Origin of the sequence: Nocardia spumae (assembly GCF_020733635.1) — a bacterium.
GTDB lineage: Bacteria > Actinomycetota > Actinomycetes > Mycobacteriales > Mycobacteriaceae > Nocardia > Nocardia spumae.
The window spans coordinates 2,926,794-2,946,992 of the sequence record NZ_JAJFZL010000001.1 but is presented as its reverse complement, the minus strand read 5'-3'; the positions used below and the strand labels follow the sequence as shown (position 1 = coordinate 2,946,992).

General features: G+C 68.5%; 17 protein-coding genes. 6 read left to right on the top strand and 11 right to left on the bottom strand.

The window, feature by feature from the left end; translation table 11 throughout:
- Positions 1 to 18 precede the first annotated feature (18 nt).
- Positions 19 to 672, bottom strand: coding sequence for a GntR family transcriptional regulator (locus LKD76_RS13065; protein WP_227981462.1), 654 nt, complete (start codon positions 670 to 672; stop codon positions 19 to 21).
- A gap of 45 nt (positions 673 to 717) precedes the next feature.
- Here LKD76_RS13065 and LKD76_RS13060 point away from each other — a divergent pair, with 45 nt between their 5' ends.
- Positions 718 to 1,416, top strand: a complete 699-nt coding sequence (locus tag LKD76_RS13060; RefSeq protein ID WP_227981461.1) for a DUF1345 domain-containing protein — start codon at positions 718 to 720, stop codon at positions 1,414 to 1,416.
- A 32-nt stretch (positions 1,417 to 1,448) separates the two neighbouring features.
- On the opposite strand, the gene LKD76_RS13055 is transcribed toward LKD76_RS13060, so the two are convergent.
- Positions 1,449 to 2,042: a TetR family transcriptional regulator gene (locus tag LKD76_RS13055; protein WP_227981459.1), complete on the bottom strand. Its 594-nt coding sequence runs from the start codon at positions 2,040 to 2,042 to the stop codon at positions 1,449 to 1,451.
- A gap of 127 nt (positions 2,043 to 2,169) precedes the next feature.
- Between LKD76_RS13055 and LKD76_RS13050 the strand changes: the two genes are divergently transcribed.
- Positions 2,170 to 3,078 (top strand): SDR family oxidoreductase, encoded by a 909-nt coding sequence (locus tag LKD76_RS13050; protein WP_227981458.1) that lies wholly within the window; start codon positions 2,170 to 2,172, stop codon positions 3,076 to 3,078.
- A 71-nt stretch (positions 3,079 to 3,149) separates the two neighbouring features.
- Here LKD76_RS13050 and LKD76_RS13045 read toward each other — a convergent pair whose 3' ends face one another.
- The 4 genes from LKD76_RS13045 to LKD76_RS13030 are packed head-to-tail and all read right to left on the bottom strand — an operon-like array spanning position 3,150 to position 6,369.
- A complete protein-coding gene (locus tag LKD76_RS13045) occupies positions 3,150 to 3,554 on the bottom strand; it encodes a DUF302 domain-containing protein (protein WP_227981456.1) in 405 nt (134 codons plus the stop codon).
- Between the two features lie 38 nt (positions 3,555 to 3,592).
- Positions 3,593 to 3,835, bottom strand: a complete 243-nt coding sequence (locus LKD76_RS13040; RefSeq protein ID WP_227981452.1) for a YgaP family membrane protein — start codon at positions 3,833 to 3,835, stop codon at positions 3,593 to 3,595.
- Between the two features lie 50 nt (positions 3,836 to 3,885).
- Entirely contained in the window at positions 3,886 to 4,155 is a 270-nt protein-coding gene (locus LKD76_RS13035; protein ID WP_030516394.1) for a metal-sensitive transcriptional regulator, read from the bottom strand.
- A gap of 60 nt (positions 4,156 to 4,215) precedes the next feature.
- Positions 4,216 to 6,369, bottom strand: a complete 2,154-nt coding sequence (locus LKD76_RS13030) for an MMPL family transporter (protein ID WP_227981451.1) — start codon at positions 6,367 to 6,369, stop codon at positions 4,216 to 4,218.
- Between the two features lie 157 nt (positions 6,370 to 6,526).
- On the opposite strand from LKD76_RS13030, the gene LKD76_RS13025 reads away from it, so the two are divergent.
- Together LKD76_RS13025 and LKD76_RS13020 are read left to right on the top strand one after the other, a co-directional pair.
- Entirely contained in the window at positions 6,527 to 6,928 is a 402-nt protein-coding gene (locus LKD76_RS13025) for an SgcJ/EcaC family oxidoreductase (protein WP_227981449.1), read from the top strand.
- Positions 6,929 to 7,089: 161 nt separating this feature from the next.
- Positions 7,090 to 7,497, top strand: a complete 408-nt coding sequence (locus LKD76_RS13020; RefSeq protein WP_227981447.1) for a nuclear transport factor 2 family protein — start codon at positions 7,090 to 7,092, stop codon at positions 7,495 to 7,497.
- A 79-nt stretch (positions 7,498 to 7,576) separates the two neighbouring features.
- Here the strand turns inward: LKD76_RS13020 and LKD76_RS13015 are convergent, their stop codons facing one another.
- The 3 genes from LKD76_RS13015 to LKD76_RS13005 all read right to left on the bottom strand — a co-directional run bounded on the left by LKD76_RS13015 (position 7,577) and on the right by LKD76_RS13005 (position 11,688).
- Positions 7,577 to 8,728: a cytochrome P450 family protein gene (locus LKD76_RS13015; RefSeq protein ID WP_227981445.1), complete on the bottom strand. Its 1,152-nt coding sequence runs from the start codon at positions 8,726 to 8,728 to the stop codon at positions 7,577 to 7,579.
- 589 nt (positions 8,729 to 9,317) lie between these two features.
- On the bottom strand, positions 9,318 to 10,793 hold the full coding sequence (locus LKD76_RS13010) for a glyceraldehyde-3-phosphate dehydrogenase (RefSeq protein ID WP_227981443.1): 1,476 nt from the start codon (positions 10,791 to 10,793) through the stop codon (positions 9,318 to 9,320).
- Between the two features lie 187 nt (positions 10,794 to 10,980).
- Positions 10,981 to 11,688 carry a DUF4328 domain-containing protein gene (locus LKD76_RS13005; RefSeq protein WP_227981442.1) on the bottom strand — a complete coding sequence of 236 codons (708 nt, stop codon included), beginning with the start codon at positions 11,686 to 11,688 and terminating at the stop codon, positions 10,981 to 10,983.
- 154 nt (positions 11,689 to 11,842) lie between these two features.
- Here LKD76_RS13005 and LKD76_RS13000 point away from each other — a divergent pair, with 154 nt between their 5' ends.
- Positions 11,843 to 12,517 carry an RNA polymerase sigma factor gene (locus LKD76_RS13000; protein WP_227981441.1) on the top strand — a complete coding sequence of 225 codons (675 nt, stop codon included), beginning with the start codon at positions 11,843 to 11,845 and terminating at the stop codon, positions 12,515 to 12,517.
- Positions 12,518 to 12,570: 53 nt separating this feature from the next.
- Complete coding sequence (locus tag LKD76_RS32160; protein ID WP_227981439.1) at positions 12,571 to 14,565, top strand: S9 family peptidase; 1,995 nt, start codon at positions 12,571 to 12,573, stop codon at positions 14,563 to 14,565.
- A gap of 37 nt (positions 14,566 to 14,602) precedes the next feature.
- Here the strand turns inward: LKD76_RS32160 and LKD76_RS12990 are convergent, their stop codons facing one another.
- Together LKD76_RS12990 and LKD76_RS12985 are read right to left on the bottom strand one after the other, a co-directional pair.
- A complete protein-coding gene (locus LKD76_RS12990; RefSeq protein ID WP_227981437.1) occupies positions 14,603 to 18,802 on the bottom strand; it encodes a serine protease in 4,200 nt (1,399 codons plus the stop codon).
- A gap of 522 nt (positions 18,803 to 19,324) precedes the next feature.
- Positions 19,325 to 20,137 carry an SAM-dependent methyltransferase gene (locus LKD76_RS12985; RefSeq protein ID WP_227981435.1) on the bottom strand — a complete coding sequence of 271 codons (813 nt, stop codon included), beginning with the start codon at positions 20,135 to 20,137 and terminating at the stop codon, positions 19,325 to 19,327.
- Positions 20,138 to 20,199 lie beyond the last annotated feature (62 nt).

Here is a 20,199-nt window from a genome sequence, read left to right as displayed (position 1 = left end):
GGGCGCGCCCGGTAGCGACTACCCGATCTCGAGCCGAGCCAGCAACGCCTCGTCCTTGGCGATGTGCTCACCCATCAGATACCCCGCCTGCACCGGCGATCCGCCCAGGATGGCGCGGGCGATCGCGGCGTGGTCACTCCAGGAGTCGTCGGTGCGCTCGTCGAGATGCTGATCGAAGATCCACGCGACGCGATCCAGCAGTTGCCCGAGCATCAACTCCAGCTGGTGGTTACCGGCGGCCCGGGCGACCAGGGTGTGGAAGCGCAGAATGAGCGGCGGCAGGTCGGGATGGGCACGCACCGTGGTCGCCGTGCGGCCCAGTTCGACGACCCGGGCCAGCTCGTCGGCCACGGCGCCGCCTCGATTCTCGGCGGCCAGCTGCGCGGCCAGCACCTCGAGACCGCGCCGGATCTGGATCAGTTCGAGGGCGGCCGACCCGGAGGCCGCCGACACCGTCGCACCGCGGTAACGCACCAACGTGACGAAACCCTCGCTCTGCAACTGCGACAGGGCTTCTCGCACCGGCACCCGCGAAACCCCGAACCGCTGGGCCAGTTCGGCCTCGCGCAGCCGATCCCCCGGTGCGAGGGAACCGGTGAGAATCTGCTCGCGCACCGTCCGGGCGATGACTTCCCGGGGCGCGGGTTCCGGTGCACTGCGAGCGACGGACACACCCCGAGCCTAGACGGCCCGGATACCGGGGCCACGCATGAGAGGATGCCGAACGTGTCGCAGCTGTGCCGAGCCGACGCGTGGCTGTCCGAACGACGCCGGTCGGCGACGAGCCTCGTCGTGGCCGCGCTCGCGGCGACGATCGTCTTCGTCTGCGCCCACGACGAGACGCCGATCTCGGTCGTCGACAGTGGCGTGCTCGCGGGTCTGGCCTATCTGCTCACCTATCTGGTGGCGACCACCGTCGCCTTCTCCGTCGCCACCCGACCTCAGATCGTCTCCTGGGCACAACGCGAGAGCCGGGGCAGTGTGCTGGAGCGCTACATCCTCGGATCGGCCCCCGGTCCCGGCGTCTCGATCTTCTTGGCGGGCGCGGCCATGACCGTCGCCGTGGTCTGGCTGCCCGGATACGGCGGCACCTCATTGCCGACGACACCGCGGGTCGCGGTCGCGATGCTGCTGGTGGTCGTGAGCTGGGTGTGCGTGGTCATGTCCTTCGCGGTCACCTTCCACGCCGACAATCTGGTGGAGGACGAGAACGCCCTGCAGTTCCCCGGCGACGAGTCCGCCCAGTGGGCCGATTACGTGTACTTCGCGGTCTCGGTGATGACCACCTTCGGCACCACCGATGTCACGGTGATCTCCCGGGAGATGCGACGAACCGTGACAGCCAACGCGATCATCGCGTTCGTATTCAACGCCGTGACCGTGGCCGCCTCGGTCACCGCGCTCACCAACCGCTGACGGACGCCCGAAAATCCGTGGGACGCAGGGCCTTACCGGCGTCCGTCGAGAGCCGCGGGCGACGGCGACGCGGCGGCGAGCCGCCGCAGCTCCTCGAAGGCCCGGTCCAGGTGCGCGTCCATGCCCGGTTCGGGATCGTCGACCCAGGCCCCGGCCGCCTCGTCGAAGGCCGCCCAGCCGACCCGGGTGGCCAGACCGGCCCACCGGACGGCGACACCCCGCCGCCGCAACGCCTCGGTCACCGCGTCGACCAGTGCCGCATGTTTGGCCAGATCGCGTTCCCGTAGCGCCGGGGTCGCGGCAATGACACGAAACCGCGGTTCGGCGAAGGCGCGATTGGATTCGATGATGTGCCCGGCCCGCCGGAAGGCGAACAGCAGGACCTCCAGCGGCCCCAGCCGCTCGGGCGCCTCGGCCACCGCGTCGACGAGGGCGGCGCGCACCTCGGCCTCGGCACCGAAGAGCACCTCACGTTTGTCCGGAAAATGACGGAAGAAAGTGCGCTCGGTGACGCCGGCCCGGGCGGCGATCTCGGCCGCGGTGGTGCGGTCGAATCCCTGGTCCCGGAACAGTTCCAGAGCCGCCTGCTGCAGGCGGCGGCGCGCGTGTTCTCCGCTGCGTGGCACGGCCCGATCCTATCCCATAGCGTCAGTGACTGACACCACATTGCGTCAGCGACTGACGCTACGCGTAGAGTCAGTCACTGACGCTACGAATGGCGTCGTTCACTCACGGCAACGGAGAGATTCCGATATGCACATCTTCGTCACCGGCGGTTCGGGCTTGACCGGCCCCGCCGTCATCACCGAACTCGTCACCGCTGGGCACATCGTCACGGGTCTGGCACGGTCGGATGCGGCCGCCGCCCGGCTGGCGGCACTCGGCGCGACGCCACACCGCGGTTCCCTCGACGACCTCGACAGTCTGCGTGAGGGCGCCGAAAACGCCGACGGCGTCCTGCATATGGCCTTCGGAGGCGACTTCACCGATCCCGAGGACATGATGCGGCGCGACCGGACCGCGATCGAGACACTCGCCCGTGCCCTCGAACAGTCGGACAAGCCCTTCGTCAGCACCTCCGGCACGCTGGTGATGCCGGCCGGACGGGAGTCCACCGAGTCGGACGAGCCGGATCCGAACGGGGCCGCGGGTTTTCGGATTCCGGGTGAGCGCGCGTGCCTGGACTCGGCCGCTCGGGGCGTGCGCGCCGGTGTCGTACGACTCGCGCCGACCGTGCACGGTCCCGGCGACCATGGTTTCATCGGCATGCTGGTCGCCACCGCGCGGCGAACCGGCGTCTCGGCCTATATCGGCACCGGCGCCAACCGATGGCCGGCGGTTCATCGGCTCGACGCGGCCCGCCTGTTCCGCCTGGCGGTGGAGCGGGCACCCGCCGGCAGCGTGCTGCACGGAACCGCGGAGAGCGGAGTGACCCTGCGCAGCATCGCGGAAACGATCGGCCGGGTACTGGAACTGCCCGTGGTCTCGCTCGCCCCGGAGGAGGCGGTGGCGCATTTCGTCAGCCCCTTCATGGCCACCGCTTACGGCATCGACGCACCGGTCTCCAGCGTGCGCACCCGGGAACTGGTCGGCTGGACACCGACCGGTCCGACCCTGCTGGACGATCTGGAGAACGGCGACTATCTCGCGGGCGGGGCTTGACGGCCGCCGCCGCGCGTCGGTCTGTGCGCCGCGAATTACCGTGGCGCACAGACCATATCGGAGCCCACGCCTCAGCGGTCGCCGAGGGCGTCGATGGCGGCGCGCAGTTTCGTCGCCGCCGCGGCCGCGACCGGCTCCAATTCCGGGTCACCGGTGACCTGGACCATCACCTGCGGATCCATCGCTTCGACGATGACGGTGCCGGCGTCGGCCGGATCCCGGCGGACGACCACGTTGCACGGCAGCAGCAGTCCGATTCGCCGGTCGACCCCGACCGCACGGTGGGCCAGAGGGGGATTACAGGCGCCGAGAATGCGGTAATCCTCCATATCCACACCGATCTTGGTCTTCAGGGTCGCCGACATATCGATCTCGGTCAGCACGCCGAAGCCCTGTGCGGCCAGCGCCTCGCGCGTTCGTTCGACAGCCTCGTCGAACCGGTCGGTGTGCACGGTGGTGGCGATGGCGAGATTCATGGCTGTTCACGCTTCCTTTGGGTCGTCGTGGTCTGCGGTCAGATTCGGGACGGGGCGCACGGGGCGGTGGCGGGCAACCCCAGCCGCCGCAGTACGAGAGTCACCGGACACCAGCCGGCGACTCCGTACAGCAGCAGATTCACACCCACGAACCCGGTGAACACGAGCCACCAGCTCGACCAGGCCGCGGCCGCGACCACGCTGATCAGCACGAAGGCGCCGGCCAGCAGCGGTACCACGCGAGCGATGGACCAGCCGTGGTGCCGAGGTAGGTTCGTCATGGATCACTCTCCGAATTCGTCATGCCCGGACCTGCGCGGTGGGACCCGCGTTATGCCAGGGCGAGGAACAATTTCTCCAGTTCGGCTTCGCTCATCGGTTCGGCGCCGTCGGCGCTCTCGCCGGTGAGACATTCGCGCAGACCGGTCGCGACGATCTTGAATCCGGCGCGGTCCAGCGCTCGCGACACCGCCGCGAGCTGGGTGACGACGTCCTTGCAGTCGCGGCCCTGCTCGATCATCGCGATCACTCCGCCGAGTTGCCCCTGCGCACGGCGCAAACGGTTCAGCACTTGTGCGATCGTCTCTTCGTTGCCCACCATGGCTGTCTTCCTCTCGTCTCTTCCCCAGTATACCCCTGGGGGTATGGCGGGCCGGTGATCTCAGTCATGCGCGAAATCGATCGACGGCAACACTCTGCGTAGCCACCGCGGCGACCACCACGCACCGTGCCCGGTGAGCCGTAACAATGCGGGCAGCAGCACCAGTCGCACCGCGGCCGCGTCGAGCAGCACCGCCACGCCGAGGATGATGCCCATCTCCTTGGGCGGCAGCGGATCGGCCAGCGCGAAGGTGAAGAAGACCGCCACCATCACCGCCGCCGCGGCGAAGATCACCCGGCCCGAATGGGCGAGCCCGTCGACCAGGGCGTGGCTCGGATCGCCGGTCCGTTCGTAGTGCTCTTTCGCCGTAGCGAGCAGAAAGACCGTGTAGTCCATCGCGATTGCGAAGATCATCGCGAAGAAGAACACCGGCCCCCACCCGTCGAGGAAGCCCTGCGGGGTGAAGCCGAGCACCCCGGCGCCGTGCCCGTCCTGGAAGATCAGCTTCGCCACTCCGAACGCCGCGGCGGTCGACAACAGGCTCACCACCGTACCCAGTGCCGCGACCAGCGGCGCCTGCAAGGCGATCAGCAGCAGTGCGAAACCCAGCGCCAGGATGATGCCCACGATGATCGGGAAGTAATGGTCGAGCGCGTGTTGCAGGTCCAGGTTCTCCGCGGGCGCACCACCCACCAGAGCACCGGCCGGCAAGCGATCTCGCATCTGGTCCAGGATCGTGCCCATCCGCGCGTCGGAGGGGTCCACGTTCGGCAGCGCCTGCATCATGACCAGGCCGCTGCCGTCGCGGGCGGGCTGGGCCGGCGTGACCATCGAGATGCCGTCCACACCCGAAGCCGCCCGCGCGACCGCCGCGGACTCGTCCGCCGGGGCGATGATCTGCAACATTCCAGGCGCACCCTCGCCCATCTGCGCCTGCACCAGCTCATAACCCTGGCGGACCGGGGCGTCGGCGGGCACGACCTGAATCGAAGGCATCGCGACCTTCAGCCCGGTCACCGGGATCGCCAGCGCGATCAGCACCAGCAGCGCGGCGATCGCGAAGGGCCAGGGCCGGTTGTGCAGCAGCCGCCCCCAGGCCGCGAAGCGCGGTGAGCGGTGCTGCCGGCCTCCGAGGCGCGGCAGCGATCCGGCGTTGATTCGGTGACCGAGCGCGCCCAGCGCCGCGGGCAGCAGCGTCAACGTGGCAGCCAGCACGAAAGCCACCGCGAACATGATCCCGACCGCCATCGTCCGCACCGCCGGCGCCGGGACGATCAAGACCGCCGACAGGCTCACCAGGACTGTGAGTCCGGACAATACGACGGCTTTACCCGCCGTACTCATCGTCTCGGCCACCGCCTGACGGGGATCCGCGCTCGCGGCGAGGGCACCACGGAAGCGGGCGACGATGAACAGGGCATAGTCGATGCCCAGCGCCAGGGCGAACATCATCGCGAAGTTCATGGCCCACACCGAAATCGGCGTCACGTGGTTGAGCAGCACCAAACCTCCCGCCGAGGCGATCAGCCCGGCCAGGGTGAGCAGCAGCGGCAGCCCGGCCGCCACCAACGACCCGAACGCGATCACCATGATCGCGAGAGTCACCGGCCAGGAGAACATCTCCGCCTTCAACATCGCTTCGTGGTTGGCCTTGTTGAAATCGCTCCACAACGCCGACGCACCGGTCGGATAGACCTCGATCCCATTGCCCGACAAGGCCGTCAGCGCGTCCTTGTGCGCGTCGACAGCCCGCACCATCTCGTCCGTCGAGGCGGCGGCGCCGGCGATGAGGATTCCGGTGTGCCCGTCCGGGCTGATCGACATCCCCGGCTGCGGCGCCACCACCTCGCCGAATCGGGAGTCACCGGCGAACAAGGCGGTGGCGCTGCCGAGCACCGACTGCACCGCCGGACTGTCGACGGTCTGGGTGTCCGAGTGCACCACGACCTGGACCGCCGCCGACGAGTTCCCGCCGAAGTGCTGCTGAGCCAGCTCCCGGACCCGCACCGAGTCCGATCCGTTCGCCTGCCAGCCGGCGCCGGCGAGTGCGTCGAACACGCTCGGCGCGGCGGCGCCCAGCGCGACCAGCACCACCAGCCACACCCCGAACACGATCCGGGCCCGGCCGGCCATGGCGGCGCCCATTCTGCCCAGCACATCACCGGCACCGCGGGCGGTGGTCTCCGGCGGTGAAACAACCTGCGAGTCGGTCATCACTTTCTCCATTCAATACCCCTGGGGGTATATAGCCGTCGCTGCCGAAGATACCCCATGGGGTATATGAAAGGCAACGAGGTGTCGAAATCGGCCCGCCCCCCACGTCGGTCCGACAGGGCCGGTTCACGGCCCACGACACAATCCGGAGGATGCGATGAGCTCACACCCGACCACGACAAACCCCCTGCTGGAGGCCGCCCGCACGATATTCGAGGCCACATCCGCCGCCTGGGCCGACGGTGACGCGGATTCGTTCGTCACCTGGTACACCGAGACGGCGACCGTCGCACTGCCGGGCCGGCTGCTCACCGGCAGCGCCGATATTCACACGGCGATGACCGCGGCCTTCGCGGGTCCGCTCGCGGGCACCGAACGCGTGCACGAGATCCGGCAGGCGCGTGCGGCCGGTGCGGACACGGCCGTCGTGATCACCGAGAGCGCCACCACATCACCCGGCGCGCCCACCCGAACCGAGGATCGGGAATCCGGAACCTGGGTGCTCGTGCGCCACGACGGCACCTGGCTGATCGAGGCGTACCACAGCTGCCAGGCCTGATCGGCGCAGGCGGACTCGGCCCGGCGTCACCGGGCCGATACGCTCCTCCGCGGCGAGCGGGGCCGGTTCGCCGCGGACGAGCAGCCGGGGCGCGGCCGCTCGTCGGGGCGCGCTGAGTACAGTCCCCGATATTCACCCGACCGACCGATGGAGCCTGTCACATGCACCCTTTCCGAGCCGCCGTCGAGGCACGCGACGAGGCCGCCATCGCGGCACAGCTGGCCGACAATGTGGTGTTCACCAGTCCGGTCGCGTTCAAGCCGTATCCGGGCAAGGCGATCACGGCGGCCATCCTGCGCGCGGTCATCCGGGTGTTCGAGGACTTCCACTACGTGCGCGAAATCGCCGATCCGAACGGCCGCGACCACGCGCTCGTCTTCGAGGCGACCGTCGACGGCAAGAAGCTCACCGGATGCGACTTCCTGCACTTCGACGCCGACGGCAAGATCGACGACTTCATGGTCATGGTCCGGCCGCTGTCGGCGGCCCAGGCCCTCGCGGCCCGCATGGGCGAACAGTTCGAGCGCATCCAGGCCGAGGCCACCGCCGAGCTCAGTGGGCAGGCGTGAGCGGTGCACCGTAGCGGGCCGGAGCCGCTCGCGGCGGAGGGCGCCGCGGCCGAACCACCACGCCCCCATCGTCGCCGGGCTATCCCACCACCGGGAAGGTGACCGGCAATGCGGTCAGGGCACGGTGGAACGGGCCCGGGCGCCAGACCAGATCGCCGTCGGGACTCATATCGGGAAGCACATCGAGTAGCTGATCGATCGCGTCCTGCGCGATCAGGTAGGCCAATGATTGTGCGGGGCAAGCATGTTGGCCGATGCCGAAGGCGAGGTGGGAACGATTGCCGATGCGATCGTCGGCGCGGATCGTGGGATCGTTGTTGGCTGCCGCGATGCTGATCAGGACCGGCTGGTCCGCGGGTAGCCACACGTCGTCGATGAAGATCGGCTGACGCGGATAGGTGACCAGATAGTTGGCCAGCGGCGGGTCGTTGAACAACACCTCGTCGAGTGCGTCCCGGGTCGACAGGCTGCCGCCGAGGACGGAGCCGCCGAAGCGATCCTCGGTGAGGATCAGCAGCAGGGTGTTGACCACCAGATTGAGCTGCAGTTCGATCCCGGCGCCGTAGAAGGTGATCAGTTGATGGACGGCCTCCTCATCGGTGAGAGCCGAATTGTGCCGCAGCAGTTGTGAGGTCACGTCGTTGCCGGGCTCGGCCCGCTTGATCGTGACCAGCTGGTACATCGCCTCACTGACCATCCGGTTGCCCTTGTCGGCGTCGACGCCCTCGAACATCGCCGCCATCCCGGTGGCCACCATCTGGCCGACCTCCGGCGGGCAACCGACCAGCGCGCAGCACACCTGGAAGGTCAGCGGAAATACGTACTGGCTCAGCAGATCCGCCTTGCCCTCGTTTCGGAAACCCTCGATCAGGGGCAGGGCGATCTGCTCGACGATCGCATGCAGACCGTAGAGATCCACCCCTTCGATACTGTCGATGGTGGCCTGCCGGTACCGCGCGAATTCCGGTCCCGCGTTGCGGCTTCCGGTCGGCCGCCACTCCAGGATCGGCAGCACCGGGCAGTCCTCGGCGACGCTGCGCTGCCAGCGGCGCGGATCGGCCGGAAAGTGCTCGGGGTCGTTGAGAATTCGCAACGCGGTCCGGTATCCGATCACCAGCGTGGCGGGTACACCGGGCGCCAGATCCACCGGAACCATCGTGCGGAACCGGTCGCGCATGTGCTGATAGGAGCGATGCGGATCGGCTGCGAATTCCGTTGCGTGCAAAGCCATCCGCGGGCCGTCGAAGCCGTCCGGCGAACCGGGCGAGACCGGGCAACGTGATGCCTGCGCCGGAACCCTGGGTGCGTTCAAGAGAACTCCAAACTCTCGTCCGACCTGATCCACCGCGTCCTCGGAACAACCATCCCGGGGGTCGGACTCACTCTCCCGGCATCGATCACTACTGCTACGAGAACGGAAAACGTACCGACAGCACGGGTACCGCGTGGTGCGATCGCGCTCGGTCGGTTGATGTCTCGGTGGAGCTTACAAAAAAGGGGCCACGACGGCATGCCCGATGATGCCGGGATCGAAACCGGCGAACGGCGAATGTCGATGGAGCTGCACCGAAATACCTTGCGAAGAAGGGATTTACGCGGCACACACGCGGGCGCATCGGAATAAGTCCGGCCGGGCCCGCCGGGACGGTCCGCGTGCGCCGCGGAATCGACGCGGACGCGCGAGACGGACCTGACGCCGCGAAAGTGATGATATATCAACACCTCTCAGGCCGCGGGCCCCGCGACGGCGGTCCGGGGGCGGCATCGATGGTGGGGTACCGGCCTACCCCACCATCGATCGACCTATCGTGCCGGCCGACTCATCCGCGCCGGCCCGCGATCGCCGGCGTGCGGACCTCGGCGCCGAGTTGCGGATGAGTCGGATACTCGATTCCCGAGATGTACTGCACCGTCCGCACCACCTGCGACGAATAGCCGAATTCGTTGTCGTACCAGACATAGAGGATCGCGGTGTCGCCGTCGACGATCGTGGCGTTGGCGTCGATGATCGATGCGGCCCGTGACCCGATGAAATCGCTGGAGACCACATCCGTGGCCGCGGTGTAGTCCAGGTTGCGACTCAACGGACCCGACAGCGACACCCGGCGCAGATATTCGAGCACCTCCGTGCTGGTCGTCTCCCGCTTCAGCTGCAAATTCAGAATCGCCACCGACACGTCCGGGGTGGGGACGCGAATGGAGTTTCCGGTGATCTTGGCCTTGAAATCGGGCATCGCCTTCGCGACCGCCGACGCGGCGCCGGTTTCGGTGAGAACCAGATTGAACGGCGCGGAGCGGCCGCGGCGGTCCGCCCCGTGATAGTTGTCCAGCAGGTTCTGGTCGTTGGTGAACGAGTGCACCGTCTCCACGTGGCCGCGGACGATGCCGAACTCGTCGTCCATCGCCTTGAGCGGCGGCACGATCGCGTTGGTGGTGCACGAGGCGCACGAGAAGATCCGCTGCGAGAGATCCTGGCCGCGGTGGTTGACGCCATGCACGATATTCGGGACGTCACCCTTGCCGGGCGCGGTGAGTACGACCTTCGCGATACCGGGCCGCAGATGCTGCGACAGCCCGTCACGGTCTCGCCACTTACCGGTGTTGTCGATCAGGATCGCGTCGCTGATCCCGTACCGGGTGTAGTCGATCGTCGTCGGATCGTCGCTGTAGATGAACTTGATGACGTTGCCGTTCGCGATGATCGTGTCATTGGCGGCGTCGACCTTGATGGTGCCGTCGAAATGTCCGTGCACCGAATCCCGGCGCAGCAGCGAGGCCCGCTTCGCCAGATCACCGTCGCCACCGCGGCGCACCACCACCGCGCGCAGATTCAGCCCGTTGCCGGAGCCGACCTTCTCGATCAGCAGGCGCGTGACCAGCCGGCCGATGCGGCCGAACCCGTAGAGCACGACATCGCGGGGCCCCGGAGAGGACGACTTGTTGCCACCGATCACATCGGCGAGGACCTCGGCGGTGAACGCACCGATCGGCCGCCCCCGCCCGTCGGCGCGGTAGGCCGTGACCAGCAGACCGAGATCGATCTTGCAGGGACCGAGGTCCAGCTCACCCAGCGCCTGCAGGAACGGCAGGGTCTCGTCGACCGACAGCTCCTCGCCCTCGATCTGCCGCGCGAACCGGTGGGTTCGCAGAATGCTGATCACCGACTTGTTCACCAGTGAGCGGCTGTGCAGCAGGATCGTCACCCCTTTTCCCCGATACAGGGTGCCGATGATGGGGATCATCGCCTCCGCCGCGGCTTCCTGAGCGTTCCAGCGGTCAAGTTGTTCGGTAGTCACCACAGATCCTCGGATTCATCGATGGGGTCGCCCCCTTGATGCTATGGGGGCGCCGATATCACCGCGGACCCACTCTCACCTGTGAGATCTCCGGGGTCCGGCACCTCCCGGCGCCCGCCACGCCACCGGCCGGCGAGATCGCCTCGTCCTGATTGTTCCAGGTGGAGAAAACCCGGGATCGATCGCGTCACGAACCGCCGCGGTTCTCCTGCCAGGTCTGGACTCGGACGATCACCACCGCGAGGAAGACCGCCGAGACGGCCAGAGCCCCGACGGCGAGCAGGTCCGCCACGATCATGGCCGTCCCGTTGGCCGGGGCGAGCGCGTACACGAAATACTCGTCGGTCGATTTCGAGCGCAGCCGCGGCGCACCGAACCGCAGCGACACCAGGGTCAGCGCCCAGGAGACCAGCAAACTCAGCCACCACCCGGTGACCGGCCCGGTGCCGGGGCGGCCGCGCAGCTCCACCGCATCCGCCGGCGTCGCCGGATCGCTCGCGCGGACGACATCCGAAACGATCATCTGCGGGAACCAGAAATTCACCACCGGGCAGAGCCACGCGCCGACAACCCAGCCGAATGCCAGCCGGTGCCCGGCCGCACACAACGCCTCCGCGTTGCGGCGAGCGCGCCACAACCACACGATGATCGCCACGGCCGCGCACACCGTCAGCACCATCGACAGGTCGGCGGCCCAGGAATCCCCGGACCACTCCTGCCGGCTTCCGCTCGGATGCCGCCAATTCCGCTCGAAGTCGGACAGGGTGACCCAATCGATGAGTGTGCTTATCAGTTGTGTGAGTACCACACCGGCCGTCAGCGTGATGGCCGCGGACCCCCACCCGTGCAGTGCTCGCATGTTCCGGACGGGCGCGGTGGACGGTTGTACCGACATGAGTTCGATCCTTTCGTTCGGGAGCCGACACCGATATCAACCGGGCACGGCCGGAAAACGTTGGGTCCCGCGGCATTCCGGCTGCCCGAATCCGGCACCACTGTCGTGAGGTGCGCCGATAGGATTCCGGCAGACCGACAGGAAGGCGAAGGCCATGGGTGCGCCGCTCGATCCCGATCAGGCTCGGGACATCTCGCTGGCCGCGCTGCTGCGGGTGGTCCTGCGGGAGTGCGCGCGGACGCCGCTCACACTGCTCACCGCCGAACCCGGACCGGCCGTGGTCCGGATCGCCCGCGGCGAGAAACAGGGTGCGCCGGATTTCGCCGAATTACTGGTCGAGGCATACGAATCCGCGAGCGAGATGCTGCTGGCGCGCATCGTCCGGCAGATCGGCAACCGCGCCGACGCCGACGACATCGTGCAGACCGCCTTCATGCGGGTCTACGCGCGCCGGCCCGACCACATCACCGATGTGGAGGGGTTGCGGAAGTATCTGTGGGCCACTGCCGAGAATCTGGTGAAAGACGCTGCCGTGCGGGCCGCGAAGGATCGCGAGCGGCTCGATGCCGAGGGACACGAACGCCTGTCGGTTCTCGCCGACCACGCGGGCCTCCCCTTCGACGATACGGTCGCCCTGCGCGACATGCTGATCCGGCTGCTGGACACGCTGCCGCCCCGGGAACGCCAAGCGGTGATCGTCTACACCTACGAGGGCAACACCTACAAGGAGACGGCGCGGGTGATGGGCGTGGCGGAGGGCACTGTCAAGGGATACGTCCACGACGGGCTGGTGCGCATCCGTAAACAGCTCGGCGAGCACGTGGCCTGAGCTCGCGGTGCGCACGCTCACCCCCGCAGGACCGCGGCGACTAGCCTGTCCGGGTGACGATCACCGTATTGCCTTTCGGGTCGTGGCCGACCTCCATCACCTCCGAGAGCGTCGTCAGCGCTGCGGTGCGCCTCGGCGAGGTGCGGGTGGACGGGCCGGACGTGTACTGGTCGGAGGGCCGCCCCACCGAGGGAGGCCGGACCCAGATCGTGCGCCGTCGCCCCGACGGAACCCGCACCGACCTGCTGCCGGACGGGATGGACGCGCGCACGGCGGTCCACGAATACGGTGGCGCCGCGTGGTGGGTGCGCGACGGGGTGCTCTATTTCGCCAACTGGGCGGATCAGCGGCTCTACCGGATCGAGCGCGACGGTGTGCCGGTCGCGCTGACACCGGAGCCGGCCACGGCGCGCGGTGACCGTTACGGCGACGGCGCACTCGATCCGGACGGGGCCACCGTCGTCGCTGTCCGGGAAAGTCATCCGGTGCACGGGCGGGGTGCGATCGATGTGCGCAACGAGATCGTGCGGTTGTCGGCCGATCGGCCGTCGCAGCCCGAAGTCCTGGTCAGCGGACCGGATTTCGTCGTCGCACCACGACCGAGCCCGGACGGGTCCGCGCTCGCCGTCGTCACCTGGGATCACCCCTCGATGCCGTGGGACGACACCGTCCTGCGCGTACGTGACCTGGCGACCGGGACCGACACCGTCGTCGCCGGCGGGCCGGGCGAGTCGGTACAGGAGCCGCGCTGGCAGGAGGACGGCTCGCTGCTGTTCCTGTCCGACCGCAACGGGTGGTGGAACCTCTACCGGTGGACACCGGGCGGCACAGTCGAGGCAGTCATCGAGATGGATGCCGAAATCGGCGTTCCCGCATGGCAGCTGGGCTCGGCGCGCTACGCGGTGCTCGGCGAGCCCGGCATCGTGTTCGCCCGCTGGCGCGACGGCTACGACGCACTGGCCGTGCGCCGCCCGGACGGGTCGGTGATCGATCTGGACCTCCCCTTCTCCGTGATCGTCTCGGTCGAGCGGGCGGACGAGAACGCCGTCGTCGTGGTCGCTGGAACCCCCACTGCCGAACTCGGCGTCTACCGCATCGGATTCGCCGGGACAGCCACCGAAATCGAAACCCTGCGCGCTCCGCGCGATCTCGGATTGGAATCCACCGATATCTCTGTGCCGGAGCCGATCTCGTTTCCTTCGACGGATTCGGCCGGTGCGCCGCGCACCGCCCACGCGCTGTTCTACCCGCCCGCCGCGACCGGGCACCGCGGTCCCGACGGGGAGCTGCCACCGCTGCTGGTCATGATCCACGGGGGTCCGACTTCACACGCGGTGCCCGTGCTCTCCCCGAGTACCCAGTACTGGACCAGCCGCGGAATCGCCGTCGTGGATGTCAATTACGGAGGTTCCACCGGCTACGGCCGCGCCTACCGCGACCTGCTGCGCGATGCCTGGGGTGTGGTCGACGTCGCCGATTGCACAGCCGCCGCCCGGTGGCTGGCGGACAACGGTCGCGTCGATCCGCGCCGGTTGGCCATCCGCGGCGGATCGGCCGGCGGCTACACGACGCTGGCCGCGCTGGCCCGGACCGGCACGCCGTTCTCCGCGGGCGCCGACCACTACGGCGTCGCCGATCTCGAGGCCCTCGCCGCCGAGACCCACAAATTCGAGAGCCGATATCTGGACGGCCTGATCGGCGAGTACCCGGCCGAGCGCGACCGCTACCGTGAGCGGTCACCGATCCACCACATCGACCGGTTCCGCAGTCCGCTGATCGTTCTGCAGGGCAGCGAGGATGCCGTGGTGCCGCCCAATCAGTCGCAGATGATCGTGGACGCACTGCGAGCGCGGCAGATCCCGGTCGCCTTTCTTCTCTTCGACGGTGAGCAGCACGGGTTCCGGCGGGCGGAGAACATCCGCCGGGCACTGGATTCCGAATTGAGTTTCTACGGGCAGATCTTCGGATTCGCGTTGCCGACCGCCGAGGGGATCGAACCGGTCGGCATCGAGAATCTCCCGAACGACGGCGGCCGGCAGCACGGGTGACCCGCACCGACCGCCGTCGAGGCACGACACCGCCGGTTCAGCGGACCCCGCGGCAGGGCCGGGCGGTGTCGGCGCCCACCGGCAGCGCGTCCCGTTCGGCCGGGGTGTAGTCACGATCACTGATGCCGCAGAGGCGCTGCAGAATTCCGTCGCGGTCGAGGTCGACCCGGAAGATGCCGGAGAAGGTCTCGCCGTCCGTGTCACCGGTCAGATAGAACAGGGTGTCCTCCCCGATGACCGGATACCTGTTCCCGTACCCCGGGAGTTCGAACAGTTTCGCGCCCCGATCGATATCCCAGATCTCCAGCTTTCCCAGATCGTCCAGCACCAGCACACCGTCCGCGCTCAGACCCCGCAACATCTTCCCTGTCGAAACCCGATGCGGGAAGCGGGATTCCGCGCCGGTGTCCAGGTTTCGCTCGACCACACCGCCGGAGGGGTCGATCTTGTAGAGGACCGGTGTGCCGGGCCGGACGATGTCGGTCGAACGGCTGTACCGTTCGTCGACGTCGAGCGGCATGGTGCGCACGACCCGGCCATCGGCCACATTCCGCACCACATCCGCGTCCCGCGTCGCCAGCAGGAACCGGTCGGGGTGTGTCGGAACGGAATTCGCCGTCACCCCCTGCTCCACCGACCACCGCAGTTCTTCGAGATCGGACCACGTCCGCACGGTCGCGCCGACCTGCCGCCAGTCCCCGATGTGCCGGCGGGTCACCGTTCCCGCGTAGTAGAAGGCGAGCTCGTCGTCGGCGGTCTGCAGGACCGAGGTCGGGCCGTGCGGCCGGGCACCGAGTTCGGGTGGATAGGGCAGCGAAATATGTTGCTCGACAGTCAGATCGGGCAGCGCGTAGCTGGTCACCCCACCCATGCCGTCGGGAAGCACGAAATGTCGTTCATCGGCGGTGATCTGTCCCGGCGGCTCGGTGACACCGAGCACGGCGGGTGCGGGCAGGACGACACGAGCGACTTCCGCGACGGCAGGGCTCGTTTCGAAGATGCGGATCCCCTGGTTCGGATCCCCGCCGGCCTGACTGAGCGCGACCAGGTACCGGCCGTGCGGACTCCACACGAAATTCGAGGTCACCCCCGCGGTGAAGACACGCAGCCCGGACATCGGAACAGCGGGGGCGAAGCGGAGAAATCCGCTCCGGGTCAGCTGCGTCAGCTGTGGTGCGCCGGGACCCGGCACGCCCAGGAACACACCGGTGCCCTTCGGGGTGTTGCGCACCTGGGTGGTGTAGATCTTTCCGGTGCCGAGATCGACGAGGTAGACCAGCCGCAGGACGTCGTCGTCGCCGGCCGCGGACCGCACCGCGTATCGCTGGCTCGCATCGACATCCCAGTGGCATTTCTCGCTCACCTCGGGCCGATATGCGCCCTCCGTCCGGAATCGCTCGGCTCCGGTGGTGGCGTCCGAGACGATCAGGCTGCCGTCGGCACATCCCACGATCAGGCCGGACGCGGTGATCACGCCCTGCGGAAGTTCCCGCACTCGCTGTCCTGTCCGCGCGTCGCGCAGCACGTTGCGACCGGTGGCCCCGGTGATCTCGTGCATCGCGATCGTGGCCCCATCCGCAGCGACGAACTGCGGATACTGCTCGATAGCGTCCGGCGGTGGCGGCGCGGCCACCCGCACCGGCCGCTGCCCCGCCAGGTCGTACACCTCGAACGCGTCGGTGTGTCCGAGCTGGGAGGGCGCCTGCCGCAGATGCTCGCGGTCGAGACGCAGTGCGAGCAGGGCCCCGTTCGGATCCCAGTTGGCGGCAATCGCATTCGCGGTCAGCGGCGCGTCCTCCGGCTCGCGGACGACCACGGGTCCGGTGTGGCCGCCGATCCGCCAGGCGGTGACCGCGCCGAATTCGGTCACCACGGCCAACGCGGCGCCGTTGCCGCTCAGGTGCAGGGAGACGACCTTCGCCGGCGACGGCGGCAACCGCCGGCAATGGCGTTCGGCGCCGGTGAAACCGGTCCAGACGGTGACATCGTGGTCGTTCTCCGTGACCGCCACCGTCTCCCCGTCCCCGCTCATCGCCATGGACGACGGGTTCGACCACAGGCCCGACACCTGCGAGGTGGCCGCAGCCATGCGCACCTGCTGATTCAACAGTGCCGTGCGCACCTCGTGATCGTCCGGCGCATGACGCGCCGCGGCCTGCGCGAACTGCAGGGCACGTTCGGGGTCGGAGTCGGCGATCCGCAGCGATTCCGCGGCCAGGTCGCGCCCGGCCTGCCACCGCAGTTGCTGCGCGCGCGCCTGACCGCTGCGGTAGGCGACCACCGCCATCGAGGTGGCCACGACCACCAGGACGGTGAGCGTCGCGGCCACGATGCGCAGGCGGCGCACCTCCCGGCCGCGACGCCGTCGGCTGGCGGTGATGAAATCCCGATGCGGCTGCGGCACATCGGTTTTCCGCGCCGCGAGTTGATCCTCGGCAGTGTCGAGCGCGGTGCCGCGCAGCAGAGCGTCGTGCTCGCGGCCGCGCCGCTCCCAGTTGTCCAGGCTCTGGGTGAGCTGCTGTTGCCAGGTGCGGAAGTCGCGATCGGCCTGCAGCAGATCGTGCAGGCGTGCCCAGTTGTCGATGAGCGCCTGATGCGCGAGTTCGACGGTATCGGCGCCGTCCTGGTCGCGGCCGATGACGACCAGGCGGTCGATCGCCAACCGGCCGACGACCTCGCGGAGTTCGGGATGGTCACGCATCCGCAGCACCGTCCGGACGAATCCGGCGCCGCTGGCGGTCGGTATCGCGAGCAGTCCGAGTGCTCGCTGCGCGGCGACCAGCTCGACGGGATCGGTGAACTGCGCCATCACCTGTTCGGCGCGGCGCGCGATGGAAACCGCTACGCTGCCGACGTTTTCGTAGTCGGTGAGGGTGATCCGGCCGCTGGTGCGGCGGACCCACAGATCCGGCAGCACCGAGGCCAGCAGCGGCAGCCCGCCGGGCTGATCGGCTACCTCGTCGACCAGTCGCTCCACCACCGCGTCGTCGAGTGTGACGCCGAGCCGGGCGGCGGGGCGGGTGATCACGTCCCGCAGCTGCGCGCGGCCCAGAGGTGCGAGGGCCACCGTCGCCCCGCCGAGGAATGCGGCGAGATCGGTGTCGAGCAGTTCATCGAACGCATCCCAGCGCAGGGTGCAGACGATCCACAGGCGGCCCTCGGCATCGGCGCGGGTGAGCTCGATCAGTGCCCGCAGCAGAGCGCGGGCCCGGTCCGGCGCCGCGGCCGCGAGTTCTTCGAACTGGTCGACGAACAGCAGGGTGCCTTGTGCCGGTACCCGATTCAGCAATTCCGCCGCACCGGTGTCGCCGGTACCGGCGGCTCGATCGGCCAGCCAGGTCGCCACCGGATCGTCGGCGGCGGCGCCCGAAGTCACCGCCCGGGCACCGGACGCATCACCGCTGAGCCGGAACGCACTGATGCGGCGCCCCTGTTCCCGCACCCGCGGCAGCACACCGGCCCGGACCAGTGAGGACTTGCCGATGCCGGACCGTCCGACCACAGCGGCGAACGAACGGTCCCGCAGAGCGTCGAGGATGCGCTCGATATCCCCGTCGCGGCCGTAGAAGAACGGAGCGTGTTCCTCGTCGAAGGGCTCCATCCCGCGATACGGCGGCGACAGCAGTGCCGGATCCAGGCGCAGCACCTCGTCGATCGGAAGCATGAACGCGGTGCGCGTGTAGCGGCGGCCGTCGGCAGCGACCGCCATACCCGCCACGGCATGGGCCGCGGTATCCCACACCGGGGCGCCGCTGAAGCCCCCGGTGATGGGCTGTCCACCCGTCGCGGCCTGCAATTGCACCCAGCCCTGGCTCTGCGCGGCACGGAACTCGCCGGAAACCCAGACACCGTCGGGCACCTCGGCCGGGAACCCGAACATCCGGAATTGCCCGCCCCACAGCTGCGCGGCGGGCCAGAACGGCAACGGCGCAACGGAATCCGGCGCCGGGCCGGGCAGTTCCAGCACGGCGATATCACCGCGGCCATCCGGCCCGATCGGCGACCAGTGCCGCACCCGCGCGCCGATCGGTTCGGCCGCTCCCGGAAAGTCCACGAGCACAGACTCTTCGGGCGCCGTGACCGCATTCGGGATGCCCAGCGCGGCCGACACGACATGCGCGCAGGTGGCGATCAGCGTGGACCGCAACGGAAATCCCGCACCGACGACCGCGCCGTCCGATGTCAGAATTCGCACGGTGGCCCGGCCGAGCCGGTCGATATCCGGCAACTCTTGCACGAGCGTGAGTCCTCCCCGGAAGTGTGCGGCGAGCCTAGCAAAACCGACGCCGACGCGCCGTGGGAATCCTCACCGGCTCCCGAACACCCCCTGGAGCACCCGGCCCCTCGAGGGCGATCACAGCGACGACATCGCGTGCCATGGCGTATTCGCGACGCAGCCGGTTCAGATCGCGGAAACACCACCGGTTCGGGTTCGCGAGCCTGATCGAGGTCCGGCTCCGATTCCGTTGCGGGAGCGTATCTCTCGATGCGTGTGCCGGTGTCGCCGGGACCGGGCTGGAGGGAAGAAGACGCAGGATATCCGCGATCGGGACGACGGTGAGCGCACCGTCGGCCGCTCCCCCGGGCAGGACCGGCCTGGTTCGGGCACGACCTCGATGGGTCGGCGGATGGGTCCGATATCTCCCATGGCGGTCCCTGCTCTCGTTCCGTGTGGCACTGTCTCACACCGGAATCAACCGGGCAGCCGTCCGAAAGGTTGGGGTCCGGCGGGTCACGATCCGCGTGACCCGCCCGGTGATCAGGGTTTGCGGCCCACCGCGCCGTAGAGCGATACCTGCTTGTCGTGGCTCGGCGGATGGTCGATGCCGCCGTTGCGCCACCGGTGGATCAGCTCGACGCCGGGTTCCACCAATTCCAGTCCGTCGAAGAAGCGCGACACCTCCTCGCGGGTGCGGGGTCGCACGGGAATCCCGCGGTCGCGGTACACCTGCAGCAGCCGGCCCATTCCCTCCGGATCGCGCTCGCTGTCGTCGAATTCCGTTGTCACATGCGACATCGCCAGATAGGACCCGCTCGGCATCGCCGCCATCAACCTGGCCACCACGTCGTAGACGTCGCCGGGGACGAAATGCAGCACCGCCATCAACGAGATCGCCACCGGCTGCGACAGATCCAGGGTGTCCGCCAACTCCGGCGCGGCCAGAATGGCCGCCGGATCCGCGGCATCGGCCTGAACGTAGGCGGTGCGGCCCTCCGCCGAACTCACCAGCAGCGCTCGGGCATGCGCCAGCACGATCGGGTCGTTGTCGACGTACACGACGCGAGACTCGGGCGCCTCGCCCTGTGCGATCTGATGCAGGTTCGGTTCGGTGGGGATGCCGGTGCCGATATCCAGAAATTGCCTGATGCCCTGCCCGACCAGATATCGCGTTGCGTGCCGCATGAATTCGCGATTGGTCTTGGCGGTCACCCGGACCGCCGGGAAGTTCTGCAGGGCCTGTTCGGCGGCCGCGCGATCGGCATCGTAGTAGTCTTTACCGCCGAGAAAGTAGTCATACATCCGAGCCGGATGCGCCACGTCGGTGCGCAGTTCGATCGGGCCGTCGGGCACGGCATCTCTCCTTGTGACATCGAGTCTGTACGGTGCACACATATATCGCATTCGGGCCTGGG

Excerpts from the sequence above, each read along its gene's own strand:
- LKD76_RS13060 (WP_227981461.1), top strand. The coding sequence starts at position 718 with ATGCCGAACGTGTCGCAGCTGTGCCGAGCCGACGCGTGGCTGTCCGAA.
- LKD76_RS13050 (WP_227981458.1), top strand. The coding sequence starts at position 2,170 with ATGCACATCTTCGTCACCGGCGGTTCGGGCTTGACCGGCCCCGCCGTC.
- LKD76_RS13045 (WP_227981456.1), bottom strand. The coding sequence starts at position 3,554 with ATGAATCTCGCCATCGCCACCACCGTGCACACCGACCGGTTCGACGAG.
- LKD76_RS13040 (WP_227981452.1), bottom strand. The coding sequence starts at position 3,835 with ATGACGAACCTACCTCGGCACCACGGCTGGTCCATCGCTCGCGTGGTA.
- LKD76_RS13035 (WP_030516394.1), bottom strand. The coding sequence starts at position 4,155 with ATGGTGGGCAACGAAGAGACGATCGCACAAGTGCTGAACCGTTTGCGC.
- LKD76_RS13030 (WP_227981451.1), bottom strand. The coding sequence starts at position 6,369 with ATGACCGACTCGCAGGTTGTTTCACCGCCGGAGACCACCGCCCGCGGT.
- LKD76_RS13025 (WP_227981449.1), top strand. The coding sequence starts at position 6,527 with ATGAGCTCACACCCGACCACGACAAACCCCCTGCTGGAGGCCGCCCGC.
- LKD76_RS13020 (WP_227981447.1), top strand. The coding sequence starts at position 7,090 with ATGCACCCTTTCCGAGCCGCCGTCGAGGCACGCGACGAGGCCGCCATC.
- LKD76_RS13015 (WP_227981445.1), bottom strand. The coding sequence starts at position 8,728 with ATGGCTTTGCACGCAACGGAATTCGCAGCCGATCCGCATCGCTCCTAT.
- LKD76_RS13005 (WP_227981442.1), bottom strand. The coding sequence starts at position 11,688 with ATGTCGGTACAACCGTCCACCGCGCCCGTCCGGAACATGCGAGCACTG.
- LKD76_RS13000 (WP_227981441.1), top strand. The coding sequence starts at position 11,843 with ATGGGTGCGCCGCTCGATCCCGATCAGGCTCGGGACATCTCGCTGGCC.